The 24321-nt window shown below is 71.9% G+C and carries 20 protein-coding genes; 4 read left to right on the forward strand and 16 right to left on the reverse strand.

Features of this window, described 5'->3' with window-relative positions:
* Window positions 1-320 precede the first annotated feature (320 nt).
* The 16 genes from ADK55_RS03795 to rsmH form a co-directional block, all read right to left on the reverse strand.
* A complete protein-coding gene (locus ADK55_RS03795) occupies window positions 321-1538 on the reverse strand; it encodes a DivIVA domain-containing protein (protein WP_053676001.1) in 1218 nt (405 codons plus the stop codon).
* An 82-nt stretch (window positions 1539-1620) separates the two neighbouring features.
* Window positions 1621-1917 carry a YggT family protein gene (locus ADK55_RS03800; protein WP_053676002.1) on the reverse strand — a complete coding sequence of 99 codons (297 nt, stop codon included), beginning with the start codon at window positions 1915-1917 and terminating at the stop codon, window positions 1621-1623.
* Window positions 1918-1977: 60 nt separating this feature from the next.
* Window positions 1978-2586 carry a cell division protein SepF gene (locus tag ADK55_RS03805; protein ID WP_053676003.1) on the reverse strand — a complete coding sequence of 203 codons (609 nt, stop codon included), beginning with the start codon at window positions 2584-2586 and terminating at the stop codon, window positions 1978-1980.
* 166 nt (window positions 2587-2752) lie between these two features.
* Window positions 2753-3472, reverse strand: a complete 720-nt coding sequence (locus tag ADK55_RS03810; protein ID WP_053676004.1) for a YggS family pyridoxal phosphate-dependent enzyme — start codon at window positions 3470-3472, stop codon at window positions 2753-2755.
* A 3-nt stretch (window positions 3473-3475) separates the two neighbouring features.
* Entirely contained in the window at window positions 3476-4210 is a 735-nt protein-coding gene (gene pgeF, locus ADK55_RS03815; protein ID WP_078998446.1) for a peptidoglycan editing factor PgeF, read from the reverse strand.
* Window positions 4207-5412 carry a cell division protein FtsZ gene (ftsZ, locus tag ADK55_RS03820; protein WP_053676005.1) on the reverse strand — a complete coding sequence of 402 codons (1206 nt, stop codon included), beginning with the start codon at window positions 5410-5412 and terminating at the stop codon, window positions 4207-4209. Before ftsZ ends, pgeF begins: the two co-directional genes overlap by 4 nt.
* A gap of 278 nt (window positions 5413-5690) precedes the next feature.
* Window positions 5691-6533 (reverse strand): cell division protein FtsQ/DivIB, encoded by an 843-nt coding sequence (locus ADK55_RS03825; RefSeq protein WP_053676006.1) that lies wholly within the window; start codon window positions 6531-6533, stop codon window positions 5691-5693.
* 30 nt (window positions 6534-6563) lie between these two features.
* Window positions 6564-7658 (reverse strand): undecaprenyldiphospho-muramoylpentapeptide beta-N-acetylglucosaminyltransferase, encoded by a 1095-nt coding sequence (gene murG / locus ADK55_RS03830; protein ID WP_053676007.1) that lies wholly within the window; start codon window positions 7656-7658, stop codon window positions 6564-6566.
* Between the two features lie 6 nt (window positions 7659-7664).
* Entirely contained in the window at window positions 7665-9044 is a 1380-nt protein-coding gene (gene ftsW, locus ADK55_RS03835) for a putative lipid II flippase FtsW (protein WP_053676008.1), read from the reverse strand.
* A gap of 68 nt (window positions 9045-9112) precedes the next feature.
* Window positions 9113-10540, reverse strand: coding sequence for a UDP-N-acetylmuramoyl-L-alanine--D-glutamate ligase (gene murD, locus ADK55_RS03840; protein ID WP_053676009.1), 1428 nt, complete (start codon window positions 10538-10540; stop codon window positions 9113-9115).
* Entirely contained in the window at window positions 10522-11592 is a 1071-nt protein-coding gene (mraY, locus tag ADK55_RS03845) for a phospho-N-acetylmuramoyl-pentapeptide-transferase (protein WP_053676010.1), read from the reverse strand. The genes murD and mraY overlap by 19 nt, the downstream gene beginning before the upstream one ends.
* A complete protein-coding gene (locus tag ADK55_RS03850; protein WP_053676011.1) occupies window positions 11589-13013 on the reverse strand; it encodes a UDP-N-acetylmuramoyl-tripeptide--D-alanyl-D-alanine ligase in 1425 nt (474 codons plus the stop codon). Before ADK55_RS03850 ends, mraY begins: the two co-directional genes overlap by 4 nt.
* Window positions 13010-14725 (reverse strand): UDP-N-acetylmuramoyl-L-alanyl-D-glutamate--2,6-diaminopimelate ligase, encoded by a 1716-nt coding sequence (locus tag ADK55_RS03855; RefSeq protein ID WP_053676012.1) that lies wholly within the window; start codon window positions 14723-14725, stop codon window positions 13010-13012. Before ADK55_RS03855 ends, ADK55_RS03850 begins: the two co-directional genes overlap by 4 nt.
* Before the next feature lie 37 nt (window positions 14726-14762).
* Entirely contained in the window at window positions 14763-16787 is a 2025-nt protein-coding gene (locus tag ADK55_RS03860) for a peptidoglycan D,D-transpeptidase FtsI family protein (RefSeq protein WP_159041275.1), read from the reverse strand.
* Window positions 16788-16895: 108 nt separating this feature from the next.
* Entirely contained in the window at window positions 16896-17330 is a 435-nt protein-coding gene (locus tag ADK55_RS03865) for a hypothetical protein (protein WP_053676130.1), read from the reverse strand.
* Between the two features lie 77 nt (window positions 17331-17407).
* Window positions 17408-18337, reverse strand: coding sequence for a 16S rRNA (cytosine(1402)-N(4))-methyltransferase RsmH (gene rsmH, locus ADK55_RS03870; protein ID WP_053676014.1), 930 nt, complete (start codon window positions 18335-18337; stop codon window positions 17408-17410).
* Between the two features lie 305 nt (window positions 18338-18642).
* Between rsmH and ADK55_RS03875 the strand changes: the two genes are divergently transcribed.
* The 4 genes from ADK55_RS03875 (at window position 18643) to ADK55_RS03890 (ending at window position 24174) form a co-directional block, all read left to right on the forward strand.
* On the forward strand, window positions 18643-19230 hold the full coding sequence (locus ADK55_RS03875; RefSeq protein ID WP_078998449.1) for a beta-class carbonic anhydrase: 588 nt from the start codon (window positions 18643-18645) through the stop codon (window positions 19228-19230).
* Window positions 19231-19388: 158 nt separating this feature from the next.
* Window positions 19389-20399: an AAA family ATPase gene (locus tag ADK55_RS03880; protein ID WP_053676016.1), complete on the forward strand. Its 1011-nt coding sequence runs from the start codon at window positions 19389-19391 to the stop codon at window positions 20397-20399.
* On the forward strand, window positions 20399-21763 hold the full coding sequence (locus ADK55_RS03885; protein ID WP_053676017.1) for a DUF58 domain-containing protein: 1365 nt from the start codon (window positions 20399-20401) through the stop codon (window positions 21761-21763). Before ADK55_RS03880 ends, ADK55_RS03885 begins: the two co-directional genes overlap by 1 nt.
* Window positions 21760-24174 (forward strand): transglutaminaseTgpA domain-containing protein, encoded by a 2415-nt coding sequence (locus ADK55_RS03890; protein WP_053676018.1) that lies wholly within the window; start codon window positions 21760-21762, stop codon window positions 24172-24174. The genes ADK55_RS03885 and ADK55_RS03890 overlap by 4 nt, the downstream gene beginning before the upstream one ends.
* The last annotated feature ends 147 nt before the right edge of the window (window positions 24175-24321 follow it).

Genomic DNA, 24321 nt, shown 5'->3' on the forward strand with positions numbered 1-24321 from the left:
CCTCCAGCCCCGCCGGCACTCTCCAGCCCCGCCGGGACACCTCCAGCCCCGCCGGCGTTTGAGGCGCGGGGTCCGGGGCGGAGCCCCGGGGGTCCCGCCCCGCCGAACACCCCCGGCTCCGCCGGCACTCTCCAGCCCCGCCGGCGTTTGAGGCGCGGGTCTGGGCGGAGCCCAGGGACCCGGCCCCGCGCAGCGCCCCCGCCCCGCCCCAGAGCACCGGCACCGGCCCGGACACGGAAACGCAAACGGGCCGGGCCCGGTACCCCCTGAGGGGAACCGGGCCCGGCCCGAGAGACTGCCGACAGACGCGGCGGCGGCGCCTAGTTGTCGTCCTCGTCGATCAGGAAGCCACGCATCGGCGACGGCGCCTGCATCGGCTGCGGAGCAGCAGGCCGCACCGGAGCCATCGGCTGGGTCATCGCCGGGGACATCTGCTGCTGGCCACCGTAGGACGGGCCGCTCATCGGGGACGGGCCACCCATCGGGGAGGGACCGCCCATGGGGGACGGGCCACCCATCGACTGCCCCATCGCACCGGCCGGAGCCATGGACGGCGACGGCGGCAGCGCGGGACCGGCCGGGTTGCGCGGCGGGGCCAGCGAGTCGTCGGCCTGGGTCTCCAGCTGACGCAGCTGGGACTCCAGGTAGGACTTCAGGCGCGTACGGTACTCACGCTCGAAGCCTCGCAGGTCCTCGACCTTGCGCTCCAGCGTGGCGCGGGCGGACTCCAAGGAGCCCATCGCGACGCGGTGCTTCTCCTGCGCGTCCCGCTCCAGCGCGTCGGCCTTGGCACGGGCGTCCCGCTCCAGACCCTCGGCGCGCGAACGGGCCTCGCCGACGATCTTGTTGGCCTCGGAACGGGCCTCCGCGATGGCCTGGTCGGCGGTCTGCTGCGCGAGCGACAGGACGCGGGCGGCGCTGTCGCCACCGGGGCCCTGCTGCGGGAGCTGCTGGTGCTGCTGGTGCATCTGCTGGCCCATGGGCTGCATCTGCTGCCCCATCGGCTGCATCTGCTGGCCCATCGGCTGGCCGAGCGGGTTCTGGCCGCCCATGGACTGCTGCTGCATCTGCTGCATCTGCTGGGGCTGCTGCATCTGCTGCGGCTGGCCCATCTGCTGCTGGCCACCCATGTTGTGCTGCTGCATGGGGCCGCCCATCGGGCCGGGACCCTGCTGGCCCTGTCCACCGGGGCCGGGGGGCAGCTGCGGCTGACCGCCGGGCAGCTGGGGCGGGCCCATCTGCGGCTGCTGCTGCTGCGGCGGGCCGGATATGGCCGCGGGCACGGGTGCGCCGGGCCCACCGGGGCCACGCTGGTCCTGGGGTTCGGGCTTGCGCATGCCCTGTTGCTGCTGGTTCTGCGCGGCGGCGCGTGTGGCGGCGGCCAGCTTGGCGCGCAGGTCCTCGTTCTCGCGCAGCAGGCGCGTCAGTTCGGACTCGACCTCGTCGAGGAAGGCGTCGACCTCGTCCTCGTCATAGCCTTCTCGCAGGCGGACGGTCGTGAACTGCTTGTTCCGCACGTCCTCGGGAGTCAGCGGCATGTCTTCTTCACCTCTACGTAGTCGTCGGCAGTCGGCAAGACCGTATCGGGACTGTCCCCGGGTTCGCGGGGAAGCACATCGTTCACTGGCCGCTCGCACCAGCGCGCGCGAAAGTGATCAGGATGTAAACGATGATCATCAGAACGAAGAAGGACAGGTCGAGTGCCACGCCCCCGAGACGCAACGGCGGAATGAAACGCCGAAGAAGCTTGAGTGGTGGGTCGGTGGCGGTGTAGGTGGCCTCCAGAACGACCACCATCGCCTTGCCGGGTGTCCATGAACGTGCGAACTGGAACACATAGTCCATGACCAGTCGGAAGATCAGGATGCCCAGAAAACACGACAGCGCGATGTAGACCACTTCCATTGCGATGCCCATCCCGCGCTTCCCTCTCCCCTGCTCCCGCTCTGTTCCCGGCCCCGTGTCTGACGGATCGGTCTAGCTTTGGTTGAAGAACCCGCCCTCCGCGATGCGGGCCTTGTCCTCCGCCGTGACATCGACGTTAGCAGGAGACAGCAGGAACACCTTCTGCGTCACGCGTTCAATGCTGCCGTGCAGACCGAAGACGAGGCCGGCCGCGAAGTCGACCAGACGCTTCGCGTCGGTGTCGTCCATCTCCGTGAGGTTCATGATCACCGGAGTGCCCTCACGGAAGTGTTCCCCGATGGTACGGGCCTCGTTGTAGGTCCGGGGGTGCAGCGTCGTGATGCGGTACGGCTCCCGCTCGGAGACGACCTTGGGCATGATCACGGGTGCGTTCTTCTCCAGGTTGGTGCGGTCAGGTGTGATGGACGCCACGGGGGCAATTCGCGCCGGACGTCCGTTTTCCACCGGCATCGGGATGGGTTCCCGCTGTGCCGGGGGCTGTACTGCTCGTACCGGTTCGTCCGTTACGGGCGGTTGGTGCGCGGGCTGCTGACGCCGGCGATCCCGCTCCGGCTCCGGCTCGGGTTCGAACTCGTCATCGGGGTCGTACCCCGGGTTGTCGTACCGGTCGTCCTCCACGAGGCCGAGGTAGACCGCCATCTTGCGCATCGCGCCGGCCATTCTCCGAGTCCTCCGCTCTGTGGTGGATCGCCCTGTCGCAGGTGTCGCCGTGCCACCAAAGTCGCTGTGTCACCAAAGTCACCAACTGCCCGCGATCCACGTGGTCTGTCCGCTCATCTGCGGAAATGACCATATTTTCTGCTGTGGTCCGACTTTCTTCGCGACGTTACCCGAGCCGGGGTCTCGCGCCGAGTACCGCAGTGCCGACGCGTACATGTGTCGCACCCGCCAGCACCGCCTGTTCCAGGTCGGCGCTCATTCCCGCCGACACCATCGTGGCAGCAGGATGGTCGGCGCGCAGGCTGGATGACAATTCCATCAGCCGCGCGAAGGCGGCCTGTTCGCGACCCGCGTACGGCCCCGCCAGCGGGGCCACGGTCATGAGGCCGTCGATCCGCAGTCCCGGCGCCGCCGCCACGAGGTCCGCCAACTCCGGGAGGAGGTCCGGCGCCGCCCCGCCCCGGGCCCCCCGCTCCCCCGACTCGGCGTCGAGGGCGATCTGCACGAGGCAGCCGAGTTCCCGTCCGGCGGCCGTGGCGGCCTCCGAGAGCGCGGTGACCAGTTTCGGCCGGTCGACCGACTGCACCACTCGCGCGTATCCCGCCACGGAACGGACTTTGTTCGTCTGCAACTGGCCCACGAAGTGCCAGTCGAGCGCCAGGTCCGCGCAGGCCGCGGCCTTGGGGGCGGCGTCCTGGTCACGATTTTCCGCAACATGACGGACACCCAGGTCCGCCAGCAGTCGTACGTCGCTCGCCGGGTAGGTCTTGGTGACCACGATGAGGGTCACCTCCTCCCGTTCCCGCCCCGCCGCCGCGCACGCCGCCGCGATGCGCTCCTCGACCCGCGCGAGGTTCGCCGCGAGCTCGGCCTTACGATCCGTCATCCCTCAGTCCAACCAGACATATCCGGCAAGCCGCCCGGTCACCCGGTCACGGCGGTACGAGAAGTGGTCCCGTGACTCCAGTGTGCAGACCGGGGAGCGGTCGGCGTTCGCCACCCCCGCCCGCGCCAACTGTGCGTGCACGCCGGCGACCACGTCCACGGCCGGTGTCCCCCAGCTCGTCTCGGCCCATGCCGCCGGCACCACTTCCGCGACCGCGTCCCGCATCTCGGCGGGCACTTCGTAGCAGTGGCCGCAGACCGCCGGTCCCGTACGGGCGACCAGCCGTCCGGGGTCGGCCCCGAGGGCGATCATCGCCTCGACTGCGGCGGGCACCACCCCGGCGACCAGCCCGGGCCGCCCCGCGTGGGCCGCTCCCGCGATCCCGGCGACCGGGTCGGCCAGCAGGACCGGCACGCAGTCGGCCGTGAGCACCGCCAGGGCCAGTCCGCGACGGGCGGTCACCACCGCGTCCACCGAGGGGATCGCCTCCCGGTCGGCGTCCCACGGGCCGTCCACCACCGCGACGTCCCGACCGTGCACCTGGTTCATCCAGATCACCAGGTCGGGAGCGAGGCCGAGGGACTTCGCCGCGGTCGCCCGGTTCGCGCGAACGGCGGCCGGGTCGTCTCCGACCGCGCCGCCGAGATTGAGCTCCTCGTACGGAACGGCGCTCACCCCGCCCCACCTGTCGGTGAAGGCGAAGTGCGCGCCGTTCTCGTCGTGCTGTCCCAGGATCACTTCAAGAAGTCCGGGACATCCAGCTCTTCCGCCGGGCTGTCCTGGTACGGACGGGCCGTCGGGACGTGGGCCGGCGGCGGGAACTCGTTCGCCGGCTCCGGCTCGACCGGAGCCTGGGGCTCCTCACGCGGGGTGACCGAGCCGAGCCCGCCGAAGGCCGGGCGGACCGGCTCGGCGGCGCGGACCGGTGCCGGGGCCGGCTCCTCGCGCTTGGTGGAGGCCGCGCCGATGACGTTGTCCCGGCGGGCCGGGGGCTGTCCTCCGTCGAACCCGGCGGCGATGACGGTGACCCGCACCTCGTCACCGAGCGCGTCGTCGATGACGGCGCCGAAGATGATGTTCGCCTCGGGGTGCGCGGCCTCGCTCACCAGCTGCGCGGCCTCGTTGATCTCGAAGAGACCGAGGTCCGAGCCACCGGAGATGGAGAGCAGCACGCCGCGGGCGCCGTCGATGGACGCCTCCAGCAGGGGCGAGGAGATCGCCATCTCGGCCGCGGCCACGGCGCGGTCGTCGCCGCGGGCCGAGCCGATGCCCATGAGGGCGGAGCCGGCCTCGGACATCACGGACTTGACGTCCGCGAAGTCGAGGTTGATCAGGCCGGGGGTGGTGATGAGATCGGTGATGCCCTGGACGCCGGACAGCAGGACCTGGTCGGCCGACTTGAAGGCGTCGAGCACGCTGACCTGGCGGTCCGAGATGGACAGCAGGCGGTCGTTGGGGATGACGATGAGGGTGTCGACCTCTTCGCGGAGCTCGGCGATGCCGTCCTCCGCCTGGTTCGCGCGGCGCCGGCCCTCGAAGGTGAACGGTCGGGTGACCACACCGATCGTCAGGGCTCCCAGGGAGCGCGCGATGTTGGCGACGACAGGTGCGCCGCCCGTGCCGGTTCCGCCGCCTTCACCGGCGGTGACGAAGACCATGTCGGCCCCCTTGAGGACCTCCTCGATCTCCTCGCGGTGGTCCTCTGCCGCCTTCCGGCCGACGGCCGGGTTGGCGCCGGCGCCGAGGCCCCGGGTGAGTTCACGGCCGACGTCGAGCTTGACGTCGGCGTCGCTCATCAACAGCGCTTGGGCGTCCGTGTTGATGGCGATGAACTCGACGCCCTTGAGACCGACCTCGATCATTCGGTTGATGGCATTGACACCACCGCCGCCGACACCGATGACCTTGATGACTGCGAGGTAGTTCTGCGGTGCTGCCACGTCGAAGGCCTCTCGCCTCGAGTTACGTGTCGCCGCCTCGCGGGCCTGCGTTGCGACGACTGATGCCGAAATTGGGCCGGTTCGTACACGCCGACCCGAACCCTAACCCTGAAGTTTAGGGTTATGAGTGTGTCTGTTCCTTGGACTCTCCGAACAGGACACTAAGTCGACAAGTAGCGCGTGTTCAACGAACACGCCGAACCTCCCGTTTTTCTTTTCACCCTATGTGATCACCCGTATCGCTGGCCAACCAGGGTGCGTCGCTGTTCGACTCGACGTCAACTCCCGGACACCGCCGGGGCGGTGGGGACACTCACGTCGAAGTGGTCAGCCTTGGGCGAGGCCTTCAGCAGGGCGGTCAGCGCCCGCCCTTTCGCTTCACCCAGTTCGCCGCTTCCCCACACCACGGTTCGCCCCTTGGTGAGCGCCAGCACGACCGAGTCGTACGACTCCACCCTGACCTGCAACGTCTCCTTCGCGACGGCCTCGGGGAGGCCGCCCGCGATGTCCACCGCCTCGCGCAGCAGCCGCTGCTCGTCGAAACGACGGGCGCTGGGTGACCGTTCCGCTGCCAATTCGAGGACGGGAACGCCTCCGGGTGCTTTCGCAACCGTGTCGAATCGCACACCCGAAGAGTCCACTTCGACGAAGTCCGTGCCCTTCTTGATGAGCAGCACGGGTTTGCGTTCCGTCACTTTCAGGCTGATTCCACGCGGCCACGACCGCGCCACATCGACCGAATCGATGCGGGGCAGCCGCTCGCGCAGCCGGCTCGCGATCTCGTCCGTGTCGATGCTCACCAGCGGCGCGCCGACCGGGACGGCCGCGGCCGACACCACCTGCCGTGACGTGAGCACCTCGGTGCCGGTGGAGGTGACCTTCTCGACGCGGAGCCAGGAGGACCCGTAGAGCACCCAGGTGCCGCCGGCGGCGAGGAGCACCGCGCCGGCCAGGGAGGCCAGTACGAGGACCCGGCGCCGTTTGACGCCGGGCCCCCGCGGGCCGGATCCCTTCGACGGCTTGGGACGCCTGCCCGGCTTGGGAGGGCCGGGGTTCCTGCCCTTGCGGGCGTCCCCGTCGGAACCGGGTGTCCCGCGCTGTGCGGTCGTCGCTCCGGCCACTCCTGTGCCTCCTGGGTCAGTGCTCCCGCCTCAGCGGGCTCTGCGTGCGGCGATGGCCTCGTAGACCAGGCCGACGAGCAGGTCGTCGGCGTCCCGGCGGCCGAACTCGGCGGCGGCGCGGGACATCTCGTAGAGGCGGTGCGGGTCGGCGAGCACCGGGAGGACCTGACTGAGCACCCATTCGGGCGTCAGCTCCGCGTCGTCCACGAGCAGGCCGCCGCCGGCCTTGACCACCGGCTGGGCGTTGAGCCGCTGTTCACCGTTGCCGATCGGCAACGGTACGTAGGCGGCGGGCAGCCCGACGGCGGAGAGTTCGGCGACGGTCATCGCACCCGCGCGGCACAGCATCATGTCGGCGGCGGCGTACGCGAGATCCATCCGGTCCACGTACGGTACCGGCACATAAGGCGGCATCCCGGGCATGTTGTCGACACGCGGCAGTTCGTTCTTCGGCCCGACGGCGTGCAGGATCTGGATCCCGGAGCGCTGGAGGGTCGGAGCGACCTGCTGGATCACCTCGTTGAGGCGCCGTGCGCCCTGCGAGCCGCCGGAGACCAGCAGCGTCGGCAGGTTGGGGTCCAGGCCGAACGCGGCGCGCGCCTCGGGGCGCACGGCGGCCCGGTCCAGGGTCGAGATGGACCGTCGCAGCGGGATGCCCACGTAGCGGGCCCCCCGCAGCTTGCTGTCCGGGGTGGACACGGCGACGGCGTGCGCGTACCGGGAGCCGATCTTGTTGGCCAGTCCGGGCCGGGCGTTGGCCTCGTGGACGATGATCGGCACCCCGAGCCGCTTGGCGGCCAGGTAGCCGGGCAGCGCCACGTAGCCGCCGAAGCCGACCACGCAGTCGGCCTTGGTGCGCGTGAGGATCTCCTCGGCCGCCTTGATGGTGCCGCGCAGCCGTCCCGGGACGGTGATCAGCTCAGGGGTGGGCTTGCGGGGCAACGGTACGGCGGGGATCAGGCCCAGCTCGTAGCCGCGTTCCGGCACCAGGCGGGTTTCCAGTCCGCGCTCCGTGCCGAGGGCGGTGATGCCCACTGAAGGGTCCTGCCTGCGCAGGGCGTCCGCGAGGGCGAGCGCCGGCTCGATGTGGCCGGCGGTCCCCCCACCGGCGAGTACGACATGCACCGAAATTCACCGCTCTCCGGACGGACGCTTCTTGACGCGCCGTCTCATCGACTTCCATCTCAGCCCGATCCGCGGCCGGCCGGTCTTCGGCTGCCGCATCGCGAGTGCCGCGCGCGCCGCCGGCTCCTCACGCGCGAAGGCGATGAGCAGTCCGACCGCGAACATGGTCGGCAGCAGGGCCGACCCTCCGTAGGAGAACAGCGGGAGCGGGACCCCGGCGATCGGCAACAGGCCGAGCACCGCACCGATATTGATCACGGCCTGCGCCGTGATCCATGTGGTCACGCCTCCCGCGGCATACCGTACGAAGGGGTCCTCCGTGCGTCCGGCCACGCGGATACCCGCATAGCCTAGAGCCGCGAACAGGGCGAGCACCGACAGCGTCCCCGCCAGACCCAGTTCCTCGCCGGTGATGGCGAAGATGAAGTCGGTGTGGGCTTCCGGCAGTTGGCCCCATTTTTCCACACTGGCACCCAGCCCGGAACCGAACCATCCCCCGGACGCGAGGGCGTAGGTTCCGTGGACGGCCTGCCAGCAAAGGTCGTTCTTGCCCGGTTCTGTCGCACCGAGGCAGGCGAGCCGGTCCATCCGGTGCGGACTCGTCCTGATCAGCAGTGCGATGATCACACCCGCGAACGCGAGAACGCCCACGAACATCCGGGTGGGCGCGCCCGCCAGCCAGAGCAGGCCGAAGAGGATGGCCCCGAGAATCATCGCGGTGCCCATGTCGCCGCCGAGCATGATGAGTCCGAGCAGCAGGAAGGCGACCGGGACCAGCGGCACCAGCAGGTGCTTCCACTGGCTCAGCAGCCCCTTGTCGCCCTTGCGGGCCAGCAGGTCGGCCCCCCACAGGATCAGCGCCAGTTTGCCGAACTCGCTGGGCTGGAGCATGAACGGGCCGCCCAGGGAGAGCCAGTTCCGGTTGCCGTTGATCGACACTCCTATCCCGGGGAGCTGTACCAGGACCATCAGGAAGAGGGTCCCGGCCAGCACCGGGTAGGACAGGGCCCGGTGGAGCTTGACGGGCATGCGGGAGGCGGCCAGCAGCAGGACGGCGCCGATGACGGCCGCGAGGAACTGCTTCTTGAAGAAGTACGCGTCTCCCAGGCCGAGCTGGAGCGCCTTGATCATGGAGGCCGAGTAGACCATCACGAGGCCGAGCACGGTGATCAACAGCGAGCTGCCGAAGATCAGGTAATACGCCGTGAGCGGACGGTCCCAGGCTTTGCGCAACTGCTGTTGCGTACGCCGGAGCCCGGCGAGCGGCCCGCGCCCGCCGGGCCGCTTCCCACCGATCACCGGGCGCTTGCGCCCCTGCGCCTTGACGGCCTTGACGGCCTTCGCCGCGGACGGCCGCCGCCCCGGCAGTACTTGCTTGGCCGGCATCTGTGATCTTCCCCTCCACTCGTGCGAGGCGAGCAGCCGGTCGGGAAGGACACCTGCCCTGGTTCGACCTAGGCGCTCTCGGCGGCCAGTTCGCGCACCGCGTCGGCGAATGCGTCCCCACGCTCGTTGTAGTTCGCGAACATGTCCATCGAGGCACAGGCAGGTGCCAGCAGGACCGTGTCGCCGCGCTCGGCGAGACGGGCCGCTTCCCGGACCGCCGCGAGCATCGCCCCAGTGTCGGTCCGGTCGAGGTCCACGACGGGTACCTGCGGGGCGTGTCGCGCCAGCGCGTCCGCGATCAGGGCCCGGTCGGCACCCATCAGGACCACGGCCCGCAGACGCGCGGCCGACTTCCGCACGAGCTCGTCGAAGGTCGCGCCCTTGGCGAGGCCGCCGGCGATCCACACGACCGGCTCGAAGGCCGCCAGGGAGGCCTCCGCCGCGTGGGTGTTGGTGGCCTTGGAGTCGTCGATGTACGTGACCCCGTCCACCTCGTCCACGTGCGCGACCCGGTGGGCGTCCGGCCGGAAGTCCCGCAGGCCGTCGCGGACCGCGCGCGGTTCGACGCCGAAGGCGCGGGCCAGGGCCGCCGCGGCGAGCGCGTTGGCGATGTTGTGCGGGGCGGGCGGGTTGACGTCCTCGACCTGCGCGAGTTCCTGGGCGTTCTTCTGCCGGTTCTCCACGAAGGCCCGGTCCACCAGGATCCCGTCGACCACGCCCAGCATGGAGGGGCCGGGGGCGCCGAGGGTGAAGCCGATCGCCCGGCAGCCCTCCTCGACGTCGGCTTCCACGACGAGGTCCTCGGTGGCCCGGTCGGCGACGTTGTAGACGCAGGCCACCGTGTTGCCCTCGTAGATGCGGCCCTTGTCGGCGGCGTACGCCTCCATCGAGCCGTGCCAGTCGAGGTGGTCGGGGGCCAGGTTGAGGACGGCCGCCGAGTGGGCGCGCACGGAGGGCGCCCAGTGGAGCTGGTAGCTGGAGAGCTCGACGGCGAGGACGTCGTACGCCTCGCCGCCGGTCACCACGTCGATGATCGGGGTGCCGATGTTGCCGACGGCCGCGGTCTTGAGACCCGCGGCCCGCAGGATCGACGCGAGCATCTGGGTGGTCGTCGTCTTGCCGTTGGTGCCGGTGATCGCGAGCCAGGGGGCCGCGTCGGGGCCCCGCAGGAGCCAGGCGATCTCCACGTCCCCGACGACCTCGACACCGACCTCGGCGGCCGCGGCGAACAACGGGCTGTCGGGCTTCCAGCCGGGCGAGGTGACGACCAGATCGGTGCCCTCGGGCAGGGTCGTGGCGTCCGCGAGGCGCACGGAGATGCCTGCCGCCTCCAGCTCCGCCGCCCGGGCCCGGTGGCCCTCGCTGTCGCCGCCGTCGACGACGGTCACCGAAGCGCCGAGGCCGGCCAGGGCGCGGGCGGCACTGATGCCGCTCACGCCGAGGCCGGCGACGGTGATGTTCTTGCCGTGCCAGGAGGTCACTTGTCGGCTGCCCATCCCGCGTAGAAGAGACCGAGACCCACGATCACGCACATGCCCTGGATGATCCAGAAGCGGACCACCACGAGGACCTCGGACCACCCCTTGAGTTCGAAGTGGTGCTGGAGTGGCGCCATCCGGAAGACGCGCTTGCCGGTCAGCTTGAAGGAGCCGACCTGGATGACGACCGACATCGTGATGAGCACGAAGAGGCCGCCGAGGAGGGCCATCAGGAACTCCGTGCGGGAGCAGATGGCGAGGCCGGCGAGCGCGCCGCCGAGCGCCAGCGAACCGGTGTCACCCATGAAGATCTTGGCGGGCGAGGTGTTCCACCACAGGAAGCCGAAGCAGGCTCCCATGAGGGCGGAGGCGACGACCGCGAGGTCCAGCGGGTCGCGCACCTCGAAGCAGGCGGCCGGGTTGGTCAGGGTCTGCGCGTTGGCGCAGGACTCCTGGTACTGCCAGACGCCGATGAAGGTGTAGGCGCCGAAGACCATCACGGCGGCGCCGGTGGCCAGTCCGTCCAGGCCGTCGGTCAGGTTCACGCCGTTGGACATCGCCAGGATCATGAACAGGGCCCAGACGACGAACAGCACCGGCCCGAGCGCCCAGCCGAAGTCCGTGACGAACGACAGCTTGGTCGAGGCCGGGGTCAGCCCCTTCGAGTCCTTGAACTGGAGGGCGAGCACCGCGAAGGCGATGCCGACGATCAGCTGGCCGGACATCTTGGCCTTGGCCCGCAGACCGAGCGAGCGCCTCTTGACGATCTTGATGTAGTCGTCGAGATAGCCGACCAGTCCCATGCCGGCCATCAGGAAGAGGACGAGCAGTCCGGAGAAGCTCACCTCTTCCCCGGTGATGACCTTCGTCAGGGCGTACGCGATGAGCGTCGCCAGGATGAAGGAGATGCCACCCATGGTGGGTGTGCCCTTCTTCCCGGCGTGGCCGCGGGGGCCGTCGTCGCGGATGAACTGGCCGTAGCCCTTGCGGGCCAGCAGCTTGATCAGGAGAGGGGTGCCGATGAGGGTCAGGAACAGACCGATCACACCGGCGAAGAGAATCTGCCTCATCGGTCGGCGACCTCGCCCTCGCGCTCCAGCAACGCAAGCGCGACCCGCTCCAGGCCGATCGACCTGGAAGCCTTCACCAGCACGACGTCACCCGGGCGCAGTTCACTGCGCAACAGGTCGACCGCCGCCTGCGCGTCGGACACGAGCACCGACTCCTCACCCCACGAACCCTCGTTATATGCGCCCAGTTGCAGCCAGGACGCTTCCCTGCCCCCGACTGCGACGAGCCTGCTCACGTTGAGCCGGACGGCGAGCCGTCCCACCGCGTCGTGCTCGGCCAGCGATGCGTCACCCAACTCGGCCATGGGACCGAGCACCGCCCACGTGCGTCCCCCGTCGGCCCTCGCGGAGCCGCCCATCGCGGCAAGCGCGCGCAGAGCGGCCCGCATGGACTCGGGGTTCGCGTTGTAGGCGTCGTTGACGATCGTCACGCCGTCCGCTCGCTCGGTGACCTCCATCCGCCACCGGGACAACGTGCCCGCCCCGGAGAGCGCGGTGGCGATCTCCGGAGTGGACATGCCCAGTACATGGGCGACGGCGGCCGCGGCGAGCGCGTTCGACACGTGGTGCTCACCGTACAGCCGCAAGGTCACATCGCCGCACCCGGAGGGTGTGTGGAGTGTGAAGGCGGGCGTTCCCCCGGCCGTCATCCGTACGTCCGTGGCCCGGACGTCGGCGTCCTCGGCCTCGCCGAAGAGGACCGTACGGGCCTTCGTGCGGGCGGACATGGCGCGCACGAGCGGGTCGTCGGCGTTCAGGACGGCGACGCCCCCGTCGGCCTCGGACGGCAGGGCCTCGACCAGTTCGCCCTTGGCCTGGGCGATCTGCTCGCGGCCGCCGAACTCCCCGATGTGGGCGGTGCCGACGTTGAGGACCAGGCCGATGCGCGGCGGGGTCAGGCCGGTGAGGTAGGCGATGTGGCCGATCCCGCGGGCACCCATCTCCAGCACCAGGTGCCGGGTGTCCTCGGTGGCCTTGAGGGCGGTGAGCGGCAGGCCGATCTCGTTGTTGAGGGAGCCGGGCGTCCACACGGTGGGTGCGTGCTGTTGCAGCACCTGGGCGATGAGGTCCTTGGTGGAGGTCTTGCCGGCCGAGCCGGTCAGGGCCACCACGTCGGTGCCGAGGCGTTCGACGACGGCGCGGGCGAGGGCGCCGAGCGCCTTCTCCACGTCGGGGACGACGATCGCGGGTACGCCGACGGGGCGGGCGGCGAGGACGGCGGTGGCGCCGGCCGCGACCGCGCGCTCCGCGTAGTCGTGGCCGTCGACGTGCTCGCCCTGGAAGGCGGCGAACAGGCTGCCGGCCTCCACCTGACGGGAGTCGATGACCACGGCCCCGCTGATCCGCACCGCCGGATCCGGTATGTCGTGGGGCCGCCCGCCGGTGATGTCGGCGATCTCGGCGAGGGAAAGGGCGATCACTGGTTCACCTCGGCCTGCGTGGTTGCGTGGTGCGGGGCCTCGGTGCGCGCCTCGATGGCCGCGCGCAGGACCTCGCGGTCGTCGAAGGGGCGTACGACGCCCGCGGTGTCCTGGCCCTGTTCGTGGCCCTTGCCCGCGACCAGCACCGTGTCACCGGGCCGGGCGCTCGCGACGGCCGCGGCGATGGCCGCGGCCCGGTCGGCGTCGACGAGGACGGCGCCGCGTTCGGCGGGGGGCACGGACACGGCGCCCTCGAACATCGCGGCCAGGATGGCGAGGGGGTCCTCGGAGCGCGGGTTGTCGGAGGTGAGCACGGCGACGTCGGCGAACCGCGCGGCCGCGGCGCCCATCGGGGCCCGCTTGGTGGTGTCGCGGTCACCGCCGCAGCCGAGCACGATGTGCAGCCGGCCCTCGGTGACCTCGCGCAGGGCGCGCAGCACCGATTCGACGGCGTCGGTCTTGTGGGCGTAGTCGACGACGGCGAGGAACGGTTGTCCCGCGTCGACGCGTTCCAGCCGGCCGGGCACCCCGGGGACCGCGGCGACGCCGTCGGCGGCGGTCTGCGGGTCGATGCCGGCGGCGGCGAGGGTGACGATCGCGGCGACGGTGTTGGCGACGTTGAACGGGCCGGGCAGCGGTGCGGTGGCGCGTACGCGCTGTCCGTCCGGGCCGACGAGGGTCAGCGTGGAGTCGGCGGCCCCCAGGACCACGTCCTCGGCGCGCCAGTCGGCGGCCGGGTCGCCCGTGGCCGAGAAGGTGACGATCGGGATCGTCGCCTCCTTGGCGAGGCGGCGGCCGTACTCGTCGTCGGCGTTCACCACTCCGAGGCGGGCTCGGCGCTCGGTGAAGAGCTGCGCCTTGGCCTGGAAGTAGTCCTCCATGTCGGAGTGGAACTCCATGTGTTCCGGGCTCAGGTTGTTGAAGACGGCGACGTCGAAGACGCAGCCGTCGACCCGGCCGAGCACGAGTGCGTGGCTGGAGACCTCCATGGCCACGGCCTCGACCCCGCGTTCGCGCATGACGGCGAACAGGGCCTGGAGGTCGGTGGCCTCGGGGGTGGTGCGCTCGGACTTGATGCGTTCGTCGCCGATGCGCATCTCGACGGTGCCGACGAGGCCGGTGGCCCGGCCGGCGGCGCGCAGGCCGCCCTCGACCAGGTACGCGGTGGTGGTCTTGCCGGAGGTGCCGGTGATGCCGAGCTGGAGGAGGGCCTCGCCCGGCCGGCCGTAGATCGCGGCGGCGAGCTCTCCCATGCGGGCGCGCGGGTCGGCGACGGCGAGCACCGGCAGTCCGGTCGCCGCGGCGCGTTCGGCGCCGGCGGGATCGGTCAGCACGGCGGCGGCGCCGAGGGCGGCCGCCTGGGCCGCGAAGTCCGCGCCGTGCGCCTTGGCGCCGGGGAGGGCCGCGTAGAGGTCGCCGGGGCGCACCGCACGGGAGTCGTGCGTGATGCCGGTGATCCGCGGACCCGTCGGCTCGCCGGCGGCTTCGAGGTCCACCAGGGCCGCGAGCTCGGGCAGCGGGGTGGGGCGCACGGACACGGGGCGGGGCGCTCCCGGCGGCGCTGCCGGGGCGTCTTTCCGGGTGGTTCTGGGCTGATCAGCGTGGGACACGGCGGTGAGCGTACCGGGCGCGGTGGCCCCGTCGCGAAGCGAGGTCCCGGCCGCGGGGCCGGTGGCCGACTGGTTCCCGGGTTTGGGGGTGATCGTTGTCACTGATGGTGCCTCACGCTTTTCTGGCTGGGCGGCGGGTTCACTGGCCGGGCTGCGGGCCTGGCCGGGTACTGGGCTGCGGTGCGGGCTGCGGGCCCGGTTCGAAGGTGACCGGCAGTCCGGCGGGGGCGGTGCCGGTGGGGGCGATCCGGAGGGTCTTGAGGGCGAACTCCATGACCTTCTTGTAGATGGGTCCGCAGATCTGGCCGCCGAAGTAGCTGCCCTTGGTGGGGTTCTGGATGGCGCAGTACACGGTGACGCGCGGGCTGTCGGCGGGCGCGAAGCCGGCGAACGAGGCGGTGTAGCCCTTGTAGCGGCCGGTGGCCGGGTCGACGCGGTTGGAGGTGCCGGTCTTGCCGCCGACGCGGTAGCCGGGGATGCGCGCCTTGGTGCCGGTGCCGTCCTGGTCGTCGACCACGGATTCGAGCATGGCGGCGAGGGTCTTGGCGGTGCCCTGGCTGATCACCTTGGTCTGCTCGGGGGCGGGGGCCGGGGTGAAGCGGCCGTCGGGTCCCCTGCTGCCGCGGACCAGGGTCGGCTCGATCCGGACGCCGCCGTTGGCGATGGTGGAGTACACGGAGGCCGCCTGGACGGCGTTGAGGGACAGGCCCTGGCCGAAGGGGATCGTGTACTGCTGGGACGTGGACCAGGCCTCGGGCCTGGCGAGGATGCCGCGGGTTTCGCCGGGGTAGTCCAGGCCGGTGGGCTGCCCGATGCCGAACTTGGTCAGGTACCCGTACAGGACCTTGTTGGCCTCGGGCTGGGTGGCGCCGAGCCGGCCGGTGGCCAGGATGGTGCCGATGTTCGAGGACTTGGCGAGCACCCCGTTGAGGGTCAGGTACCAGGTGGGGTGGTCCACGTCGTCCTTGAAGAGGCGGTCGCCGCGGTGGAGGCGGTTGGGGACCTCGACGGGGGTCGCCGGGGTGGCCTTCTTCTCCTCCAGGACGGCGGCCATCGACATCACCTTGGCGGTGGAGCCGGGCTCGTACACGTCCTGGAGGGCGGCGTTGCCCATGGCGGTGGAGCGGGCCTTCGACAGGTCGTTGGGGTCGAAGCCGGGGGCGTTGGCCATGGCCAGCACCTCGCCGGTGCGGGTGTCCTGCACGACGACGTAGCCGCGGTCGGCGCCGGACTTCTCGACCTGTTCGGCGATGGCGCTCTGCGCGGCCCACTGGATGTCGCGGTCGATGGTCAGCTCGATGTCCTCGCCGGGCACCGCGGCCTTCTCGCTGGACTCGGCGGTGGGGACGCGCCGGCCGCCGGACTGGGCGTAGGTGAGGCTGCCGTCCTTGCCGGAGAGCTTCTTGTCGAGGGAGGACTCCAGGCCGCCGCCGCCCTTGCCCTCGGCGTTGACGTAACCCAGTATCCCGGCGGCGAGGTCGCCGTTCGGGTACACGCGCTTGCTGCTGTCCTCCTTGAACACGCCCGCGATGACGTTGGCGCCGGGGCCGTTGTTGCGCTTGTCGGCGGCCGCCTTGTCCGCGAAGACCTTCTTGAGGTCCTTGATCTGGTTCCAGACCTGGGGGGTCTGGCGGCGGGCGAGGATGACGTAGCGGGAGTTCTTCGTCTCCAGGAGCTTGGCGATCTCCTTGGCGTCCTTGCCGAGGATCGGCGCGAGGAGGGCCGCGGCCTGCGCGGGGGCGTCCGGGGCCTTGCTCTCCTGCGCGGTGAACATCTTCGGGTCGGCGGTGATGTCGTACGCGTCGACGCTCGTGGCCAGTGCCACGCCCTTGCGGTCGGTGATCTCCCCGCGTTCGGCGGCAAGGGTGTAGCTGGTGAAGCGGTTCTCGGAGGCCTTGGCGGAGTAGGCGGAGGCGTCGACGGCCTGTACCTGGAGCAGCCGCACCACGAAGGCGATCATGACCAGGGTCAGTCCGACGCCGACGAGGCGCAGGCGGGGTTTGGGGTTCCCGAGCCTGATGGTGTGGGCCGTGCGGGCCGGGACCGGCCTGCGAGTGGCGGGGCGGGACGCGGGACGCGCCGTGGCCCTGGCCCGGTCACCGCCGGTGGGCCGGGGCCGGCCGGGGCCCGGCACCCGCCGCCGGGGCGGCTCCTGGGGGCTCACGCGGCCACCGCCGGCACGGCTCGGACGGCGGCTCCGGCCGGGGCGCCGCCCGGCGTACGAGGCGGGGGCGGGCTGGGGGGAAGCCCCGCGGGGGTCCGCGTCACGACGTCACCTTCCAGGGGTCTGGCTGGGCTGGGGGGTCCCGCTCGCCGCGGACGGGTTCGGCGCGGGCGGCCCGCTCGTCGCGGCGGACGGGGCGCCGGAGGGCGCTGCGGACACCGCGGGCTGCGCGACCGGCGCGGGGGACGGCGGGGGCGGCGCCTGCGCCTGCGAGGCGGTGCCCGCGACCTTCCCGTCCGGGCCGATGAAGACGGGGCTGCCGCCCGGCACCAGGCCCAGTTCGTGCGCCCGTCGCTGGAGCGCGTCGGGGGCCGAGTAGCCGTCCACGTCCCGCTGGAGTGCCTGCTCCTCGTCGGTCAGCACGAGGGTCTCCTTCTTCAGCTGCGTGAGCTGGAAGGAGCCCTGGTTCAGCGCGGAGTTCAGCAACAGCAGGCTGATCAGGCCGCCGCCCAGCAGGGCGACGACCAACAGCACGAACGGCATCCGGGCCGCCTGACCCGCTCCGCTCCCCGCTCCGGCGCCGGCGGCGACGCCGGGCCGCAGCCGTCCTCCGCGCTTGATCACAGTCGCGCCTCGCGGATCCGTTCGACTCCGCGGCACCGGGCGGGAGCCGCCCGCCGGTTCTCGGCGATCTCCTCCTCCGTGGGGAGCTCGGCGCCGCGCGTGAGGAGTTTGAGCTTGGGCTGGTACTTCTCCGGCACCACCGGCAGTCCGGGGGGCGCGGTGGAGGCGGCGCCCGCCGCGAAGACCTGCTTGACCAGCCGGTCCTCCAGCGAGTGGTACGACAGCACCGCGATCCGGCCGCCGACCGCGATCCGGTCCACGGCCGCGGGGATGGCCCGCTCCAGGCCGGACAGCTCGCCGTTGACCTCGATGCGCAGCGCCTGGAAGGTGCGCTTGGCCGGGTTGCCGCCGGTGCGCTTCGCCGCCTGGGGCAGCGAGTCGCGGATCAGTTCGACCAGCCGGGCGCTGTTGGTGAAGGGTTCCTTCTCCCGCTCCCGGACCACGGCGGAGACGATGCGTTTGGCCTGCTTCTCCTCGCCGTACTGGCGCAGGATGCGGACCAGCTCGCCGGGGGCGTAGGTGTTGAGGACCTCGGCGGCGCTGATGCCGGTCGTCTGGTCCATGCGCATGTCGAGCGGGGCGTCCTGGGCGTACGCGAACCCTCGGTCGGCCTCGTCCAGCTGCATCGAGGAGACGCCCAGGTCGAAGAGGATGCCCTGGACCGCGGGGATGCGCAGTCCGTCGAGCACCTCGGCCAGGTCGGCGTAGATCGCGTGGACGAGGGTGGCCCGGTCGCCGAAGGGCGCGAGGCGCTCCCCGGAGAGCCGCAGGGCCTCCTTGTCGCGGTCGAGGCCGATCAGGTGGGCCTCGGGGAACCGGGTCAGCAGGGCCTCGCTGTGGCCGCCGAGACCGAGGGTGCAGTCGACTACGACGGCCCCCGGCCTCTCCAGCGCCGGGGCCAACAGGTCCAGGCACCGCTGGAGCATCACCGGGACGTGTCGGGACTCGCTAGTCAAAGCGCCCTCTCAGATAACGGCGCGGCAGGCGTACGCCGCGCCGCGCACGCGGAGTTTTACCAGGGGGCCGGGCGGCCGGTGAGGGCCGGGCTCCGGCCGGTTCGCGTCACTTTAGTGCAACGGTCCCCGCGGTCAACGAACCGCCCGGCGCGCCGTCCGCTCCGCTCGCACGGAACCCGCTAATGCCGCGAATCACCCGAACAGCCGCATCCTGCCCACCCTTGTGGGTTAGCTCACAACAAGGCCGGTTGACCTTCTTTGTCCCTCCTCACTCCATGCCTCCCCCAGCGGTGCCCATTAACGTCTTAGGCATGACGACTTCCGCATCCCTGCCCGCAGAATCCGCAGCCCAGGCGTCCGCCGGTGGGTCCGTCACCGACCGGCTGGTCGAGGCGAACCGTCGCTACGCCTCCGCGTTCGGCGATCCCGGTATGGACGCCCGCCCGGTGCTCCAGGTCGCCGTCGTGGCCTGCATGGACGCCCGCCTCGACCTGCACGCCGCCCTCGGTCTGAAGCTGGGCGACTGCCACACGATCCGCAACGCGGGCGGTGTGGTCACCGACGACACGATCCGTTCGCTCACCATCAGCCAGCGGGCGCTGGGCACCCGCGCGGTCATACTCATCCACCACACCGGCTGCGGTCTCGAAAGTCTGACCGAGGACTTCCGGCACGAGCTGGAGGACGAGGTCGGCCAGCGCCCCGCCTGGGCCGTCGAGGCCTTCCGGGACGTGGACCAGGACGTGCGCCAGTCCATGCAGCGGGTTCGGACGAACCCCTTCCTGCCCTTCCGCGACGATGTGCGAGGCTTCGTCTTCGACGTGCACACCGGGCTCCTGCGGGAGATCGATCCCGCCTCTTGAGTGACACAAGGCCGTAACGCCGTCAAGAATGCGGGGTGACGCCACCCGGGAGTGTTCCCGGGCCGGCGTCCGCACTCTCGCGATGCAGAGGTGTCGGGGTGGGCCGGTTCATGCGTCAAGAGCGTGATCGGCCCGGAACAAGGGCCGAGGAGAACAAGGTGACCACGTATGACGACCGAGCGAGCCTCGCGGATCTGACCAGCACTGCGGAGCGGGTCCGCCACTCGGTCGAGAGCGTGATCGAGGGCAAGCCGGAGGTCGTCCGTCTCGCGCTGACGGTCCTGCTCGCGGAGGGGCACCTGCTGATCGAGGACGTGCCCGGCGTCGGCAAGACCATGCTGGCCAAGACGCTCGCCAAGTCCATCGACTGCTCGGTGCAGCGCATCCAGTTCACGCCGGACCTGCTGCCGTCCGACATCACCGGCGTCAGCATCTACGACCAGCAGCGCCGCGAGTTCGAGTTCAAGCCCGGCGCGATCTTCGCCCAGATCGTCATCGGCGACGAGATCAACCGCGCCTCCCCCAAGACCCAGTCCGCGCTGCTGGAGTCGATGGAGGAGCGCCAGGTCACCATCGACGGCACGACCTACACGCTGCCGACCCCCTTCATGGTGGTCGCCACCCAGAACCCGGTGGAGATGGAGGGCACCTACCCGCTCCCCGAGGCCCAGCGCGACCGCTTCATGGCCCGCGTCTCGGTCGGCTACCCCAGCCCGGAGGCCGAGCTCCAGATGCTGGACGTGCACGGCGGGCTCTCCCCGCTGGACGACCTGCAGGCCGTCGCGCACGCCCACGACATCGTCAAGCTGATAGAGGCCGTCCGCGAGGTGTACGTGGCCGAGCCCGTGCGCCGCTACGTGGTCGACCTGGTCTCCGCCACCCGCAGCCACCCGGACCTGCGCCTGGGCGCCTCGCCCCGCGCCACCCTGCACCTGCTGCGCGCCGTGAAGGCGTCCGCCGCGCTGGCCGGCCGGGACTACGTCCTGCCCGACGACGTCCAGGCGCTGGCCGCCCCGGTCCTCGCGCACCGGCTGCTGCCGACCGCGCAGGCCCAGCTGAACCGGCGGACCGCCGAGCAGGTCGTCGCCGACATCCTCCAGCGCACCCCCGTGCCGGCCGCGCACGCACGCGGCGAGATGCCGCCCGGCGCGGGCATCCGGGGCTTCTGATGAGCGCCGGTGCCCCGAGCGGCGCCGGTGGCGCGGGGCGGGGCGGGACCGGTCTGCGCGCCTCGCTGTCGGGACTGACCACGCGCGGCCGCTCGTTCCTGGCCGCCGGGATCGCGGCCGCCGCGTGCGCGTACGTACTCGGACAGGGCGAGCTGCTCCGGGTCGGCCTGCTGCTGGCCCTGCTCCCCCTGATCTGTGTCGTCGCCCTGCACCGCACCCGCCACCGGGTCTCCGGCAGCCGCCGGCTGACCCCGGGCCGGGTGCCCGCGGGCGGTGAGGCCAGGGTGCAGCTGCGCATGGACAACACCTCCAGGATGCCCACCGGGCTGCTGATGCTCCAGGACCGGGTGCCGTACGTGCTGGGGCCCCGGCCCCGCTTCGTCCTGGACCGGGTCGAACCCGGGGGGCGCCGCGAGGTGTCCTACCGGGTCCGCTCCGACCTGCGCGGCCGCTACCCGCTGGGCCCGCTCCAGCTCCGGCTGACCGACCCCTTCGGGATGGTCGAGTTGACCCGTTCCTTCAGCACGTACGACACCCTCACCGTCATCCCGCGCACCGAGGCCCTGCCCGCGGTCCGCCTGACCGGCGAGGCCAACGGCCACGGCGACGGCAGCCGCCGCTCCCTGGCCCTGGCCGGGGACGACGACGTGATCCCGCGCGAGTACCGGCGCGGCGACGACCTGCGTCGGGTGCACTGGCGCTCCACCGCCCGCTACGGCGAGCTGATGGTGCGCCGCGAGGAGCAGCCCCAGCGCATCAAGGCCACGGTCCTGCTCGACACCCGGGCGGACGCCTACCAGGGCGCCGGCCCGGACTCCGCCTTCGAGTGGGCCGTGTCGGGGGCCGCCTCCACCCTGGTGCACCTGCTGGAGCAGGGGTTCTCGGTGCGGCTGCTGACCGACAACGGCACCTCGGTCCCCGGCGACGCCGCCGGCGGCTTCTCCTCCGGCGGGCACGATCCCGCCGAGGCGGCCGGGCTGATGCTGGACACCCTCGCGGTCATCGGGCACTCCGACGAGAGCGGGCTGTCCAAGGCCCACGACGCGCTCCGCGGCGGCGGAGCGGGCGGGGGCTTCGGCGGGGCGGGCTCCGACGGGCTCCTCATCGCCTTCCTCGGCGACCTGGACGACGTACAGACCGAGATGGCGAGCAGGATGCGGCAGCGCAGCGGGGGCGCGGTGGCGTTCGTGCTGGACTCCGCGGCCTGGGCGGGCGGGCCCTCGCGGGTCGAGACACGGCTGGGCCGGCTGCGCGACGCGGGCTGGACGACACTGGCCGCCCCGCCCGGGGTGGCCTTCGGCGATCTGTGGCGGCAGGCCGGGAACGCTCCGCTCGGCACGGCGACTTCCGGAGGTTGGGGATGAGCGGGCGCGCACGACTGACGCTCTTCGCGATGCTGGCCACACTGCTGACCTCCTGGTCGCTGGCCCCGCTGGTGGAGTCCTCCGGCTGGCTGGTGCAGGCGGCGGTACTGCTCGGCGTGCAGAGCGCCGTGGGGGCCGGGGCCCGGCGGATCCCGCTGGCGCGGTCACTGACGGTGGCGGCGCAGCTCCTGGTGACACTGCTGCTGCTCGCCTTCCTCTTCGCGGGGAAGGCCGAGTCGCCCTCCGGCGGGCTGTCGGGCTACCTGCTCACGGACTTCGGGTCGCTGTTCCGGCAGGGGGTGCGCGATGTCGGCGAGTTCGCCATACCGGCGCCGCTGACGGACGGCATCCGGCTGCTGCTGCTCTCCGGGGTGCTGCTGATCGGTCTGCTGGTGGACATGCTGGCCGTCACGATGCGGACGGCCGCGGCGGCCGGGCTGCCGCTGTTGGCGCTGTACTCGGTGGCCGCCGGGCTGTCGGCCGGTCAGGGCGGCGCCTGGTTCTCCTTCCTGTTGGCGGGCTGCGGCTTCCTGATGCTGCTGTTGACCGAGGGGCGGGACCGGCTCGCGCAGTGGGGCCGGGTCTTCGGCGCGGCGCCGGGCGGGCGCGTCTCGGCCGCTTCCGGATACGGGGGCGGCAAGGACGGCACCCGCGCCGTGGCCCCGGTGCGCACCGGCCGACGGATCGGTGTGGTCACGCTCGGTCTGGCGCTGGCCGTGCCGGCGGTGCTGCCGTCGCTCGGCGGCGGCATGCTGGGCTCCGGGGACGACGGCGGCGCGGGCAACGGCGCGGGCGGCGGGACGATCTCGGCGGTGAACCCGCTGGTGTCGCTCCAGGGCAGCCTGAACGCGCAGGACAACCGGGTGGTGCTGCGGTACCGCACGGACAGTCCCCAGCAGTCCGAGCAGTACCTGCGCATCCTCGCGCTCGACGAGTTCAACGGGGTCAAGTGGGAGGCCTCCGGGCGTCCCCTGACGGATGTGCCGGAGAGGTTGCCGAACCCGCAGGGTCTCGGCGGTGAGGTGCGCCAGAACGCGGCCGAGGTGCGGACGACCGTGTCGGCGGCCCAGACGTACGCGCAGCGCTACCTGCCGATGCCGTACCCGGCGACGCAGGTGGACATCGGCGGGAAGTGGCGGTTCGAGCCGGCCGGCCGGACCCTGGTCGGGGACCAGTTGGGCAAGGACCGCTTCCAGAACGTGCAGGGCGCCCAGTACACGGTGCGCAGCCTGCTGCTCCAGCCGACGGCCTCGCAGTTGCGCGACGCCCCCGAACCGGACCCCGCGGTCCGGTCCGAGTACACGAAGCTGCCGCCCAACCTGCCGCCGGTCGTCGCCGAGACGGCCCGGAAGGTCACCCGGGGCGCGACGGACGACTACGCGCGGGCGGTCCGGCTCCAGGACTTCTTCGCGGTGAGCGGCGGGTTCCGCTACGACACCACGGTGAGCTCCGGTTCGGGTTCGCAGGCCATCGCCCGGTTCCTGAACGACAAGGAGGGCTTCTGCGTCCACTTCTCGTTCTCGATGGCGGCGATGGCCCGCTCGCTGAACATCCCGGCGCGGGTCGCGGTCGGCTTCACCCCGGGCTCCAAGCAGGCCGACGGCAGCGTGAACGTGTCGCTGCGGGACGCGCACGCGTGGCCCGAGCTGTACTTCGAGGGCGTGGGCTGGACCCGGTTCGAGCCGACCCCCCGGTCCGGCATCTCGGTACCGGACTACAGCCGGGCCGCGCAGCCGACCGCGCAGCCGTCCGCCCCGGCGGCGCTGCCCTCGCCGGGCGCGTCGGCGCCTTCGGCGGCCCCGTCGAAGGCGGAGGACTGCCCGCCGGAGCTGAAGAAGCTCGGCGAGTGCGGCGGGCCCGTGCTCTCGCAGGGCGGGAACTCCGACGGTGGGGTGACGCCGCTGTCGGTCCTGGGCTGGACGGCCGCAGGGGTCCTCGTCCTGGGTCTGCCGCTGCTGCCGCTGCTGTGGCGGCGCAGGATCCGGACGCGGCGGCTGGCGGCCGGCGACGTGCTGCTCGCCTGGCGCGAGTTGGGCGACGCGGCCTGGGACGTGAACATCCCGCCGGACGAGGCCCTGTCCCCCCGCCGGGCGGCGGGGCGGGTGGTCGTCCTGGGCCGGCTGGAGGACGAGGCGGCGCAGGCCGTGCACCGGGTCGCGGGCGCGGTGGAACGGGCGCTGTACGCCCCGCCGGGCGCGGACACCTCGTACGAGGGTCTGGCGGACGACGTCCTGCTGGCGAGTGCCGCGCTGCTCGCGACCGTGTCGCGGGGCACCCGGGTACGGGCCCTGTTGCTGCCCCGTTCCCTGGTTCGGCTCTCCTGGGCCGCTTCGACCCGCTGGTCGGGCGTGACCGCCCGGGGCGCGGCGCTGTCCGGTCGGATCCGGCTCCCGCTGCGCGACCGGGGCTGAGCCGGGGCCGCCGGCCCCTCGGGGTCGGCCCCGGACGGAAGTACGCGAAAACGCCGGTGCGGCCGGGCTCGTTCCCCCCGAGCCCCGCCGCACCGGCGTTCGTGTCGCGCCGGGTCCCCCGGATCCCGGCGAGGGACGAGGGCCCGG

Origin of the sequence: Streptomyces sp. WM4235 (genome assembly GCF_001279725.1) — a bacterium.
Lineage (GTDB): Bacteria > Actinomycetota > Actinomycetes > Streptomycetales > Streptomycetaceae > Streptomyces.

Bases quoted from the DNA above. Each gene is read 5' to 3' on its own strand.
- ADK55_RS03795 (WP_053676001.1), bottom strand. From the start codon at position 1,538: ATGCCGCTGACTCCCGAGGACGTGCGGAACAAGCAGTTCACGACCGTC.
- rsmH (WP_053676014.1), bottom strand. From the start codon at position 18,337: ATGCTCCAGCGGTGCCTGGACCTGTTGGCCCCGGCGCTGGAGAGGCCG.
- ADK55_RS03875 (WP_078998449.1), top strand. From the start codon at position 18,643: ATGCCTCCCCCAGCGGTGCCCATTAACGTCTTAGGCATGACGACTTCC.
- ADK55_RS03800 (WP_053676002.1), bottom strand. From the start codon at position 1,917: ATGGGCATCGCAATGGAAGTGGTCTACATCGCGCTGTCGTGTTTTCTG.
- murD (WP_053676009.1), bottom strand. From the start codon at position 10,540: ATGGGCAGCCGACAAGTGACCTCCTGGCACGGCAAGAACATCACCGTC.
- mraY (WP_053676010.1), bottom strand. From the start codon at position 11,592: ATGAGGCAGATTCTCTTCGCCGGTGTGATCGGTCTGTTCCTGACCCTC.
- ADK55_RS03810 (WP_053676004.1), bottom strand. From the start codon at position 3,472: ATGACGGATCGTAAGGCCGAGCTCGCGGCGAACCTCGCGCGGGTCGAG.
- ADK55_RS03865 (WP_053676130.1), bottom strand. From the start codon at position 17,330: ATGCCGTTCGTGCTGTTGGTCGTCGCCCTGCTGGGCGGCGGCCTGATC.
- ADK55_RS03890 (WP_053676018.1), top strand. From the start codon at position 21,760: ATGAGCGGGCGCGCACGACTGACGCTCTTCGCGATGCTGGCCACACTG.
- ADK55_RS03885 (WP_053676017.1), top strand. From the start codon at position 20,399: ATGAGCGCCGGTGCCCCGAGCGGCGCCGGTGGCGCGGGGCGGGGCGGG.
- ftsW (WP_053676008.1), bottom strand. From the start codon at position 9,044: ATGCCGGCCAAGCAAGTACTGCCGGGGCGGCGGCCGTCCGCGGCGAAG.
- ADK55_RS03805 (WP_053676003.1), bottom strand. From the start codon at position 2,586: ATGGCCGGCGCGATGCGCAAGATGGCGGTCTACCTCGGCCTCGTGGAG.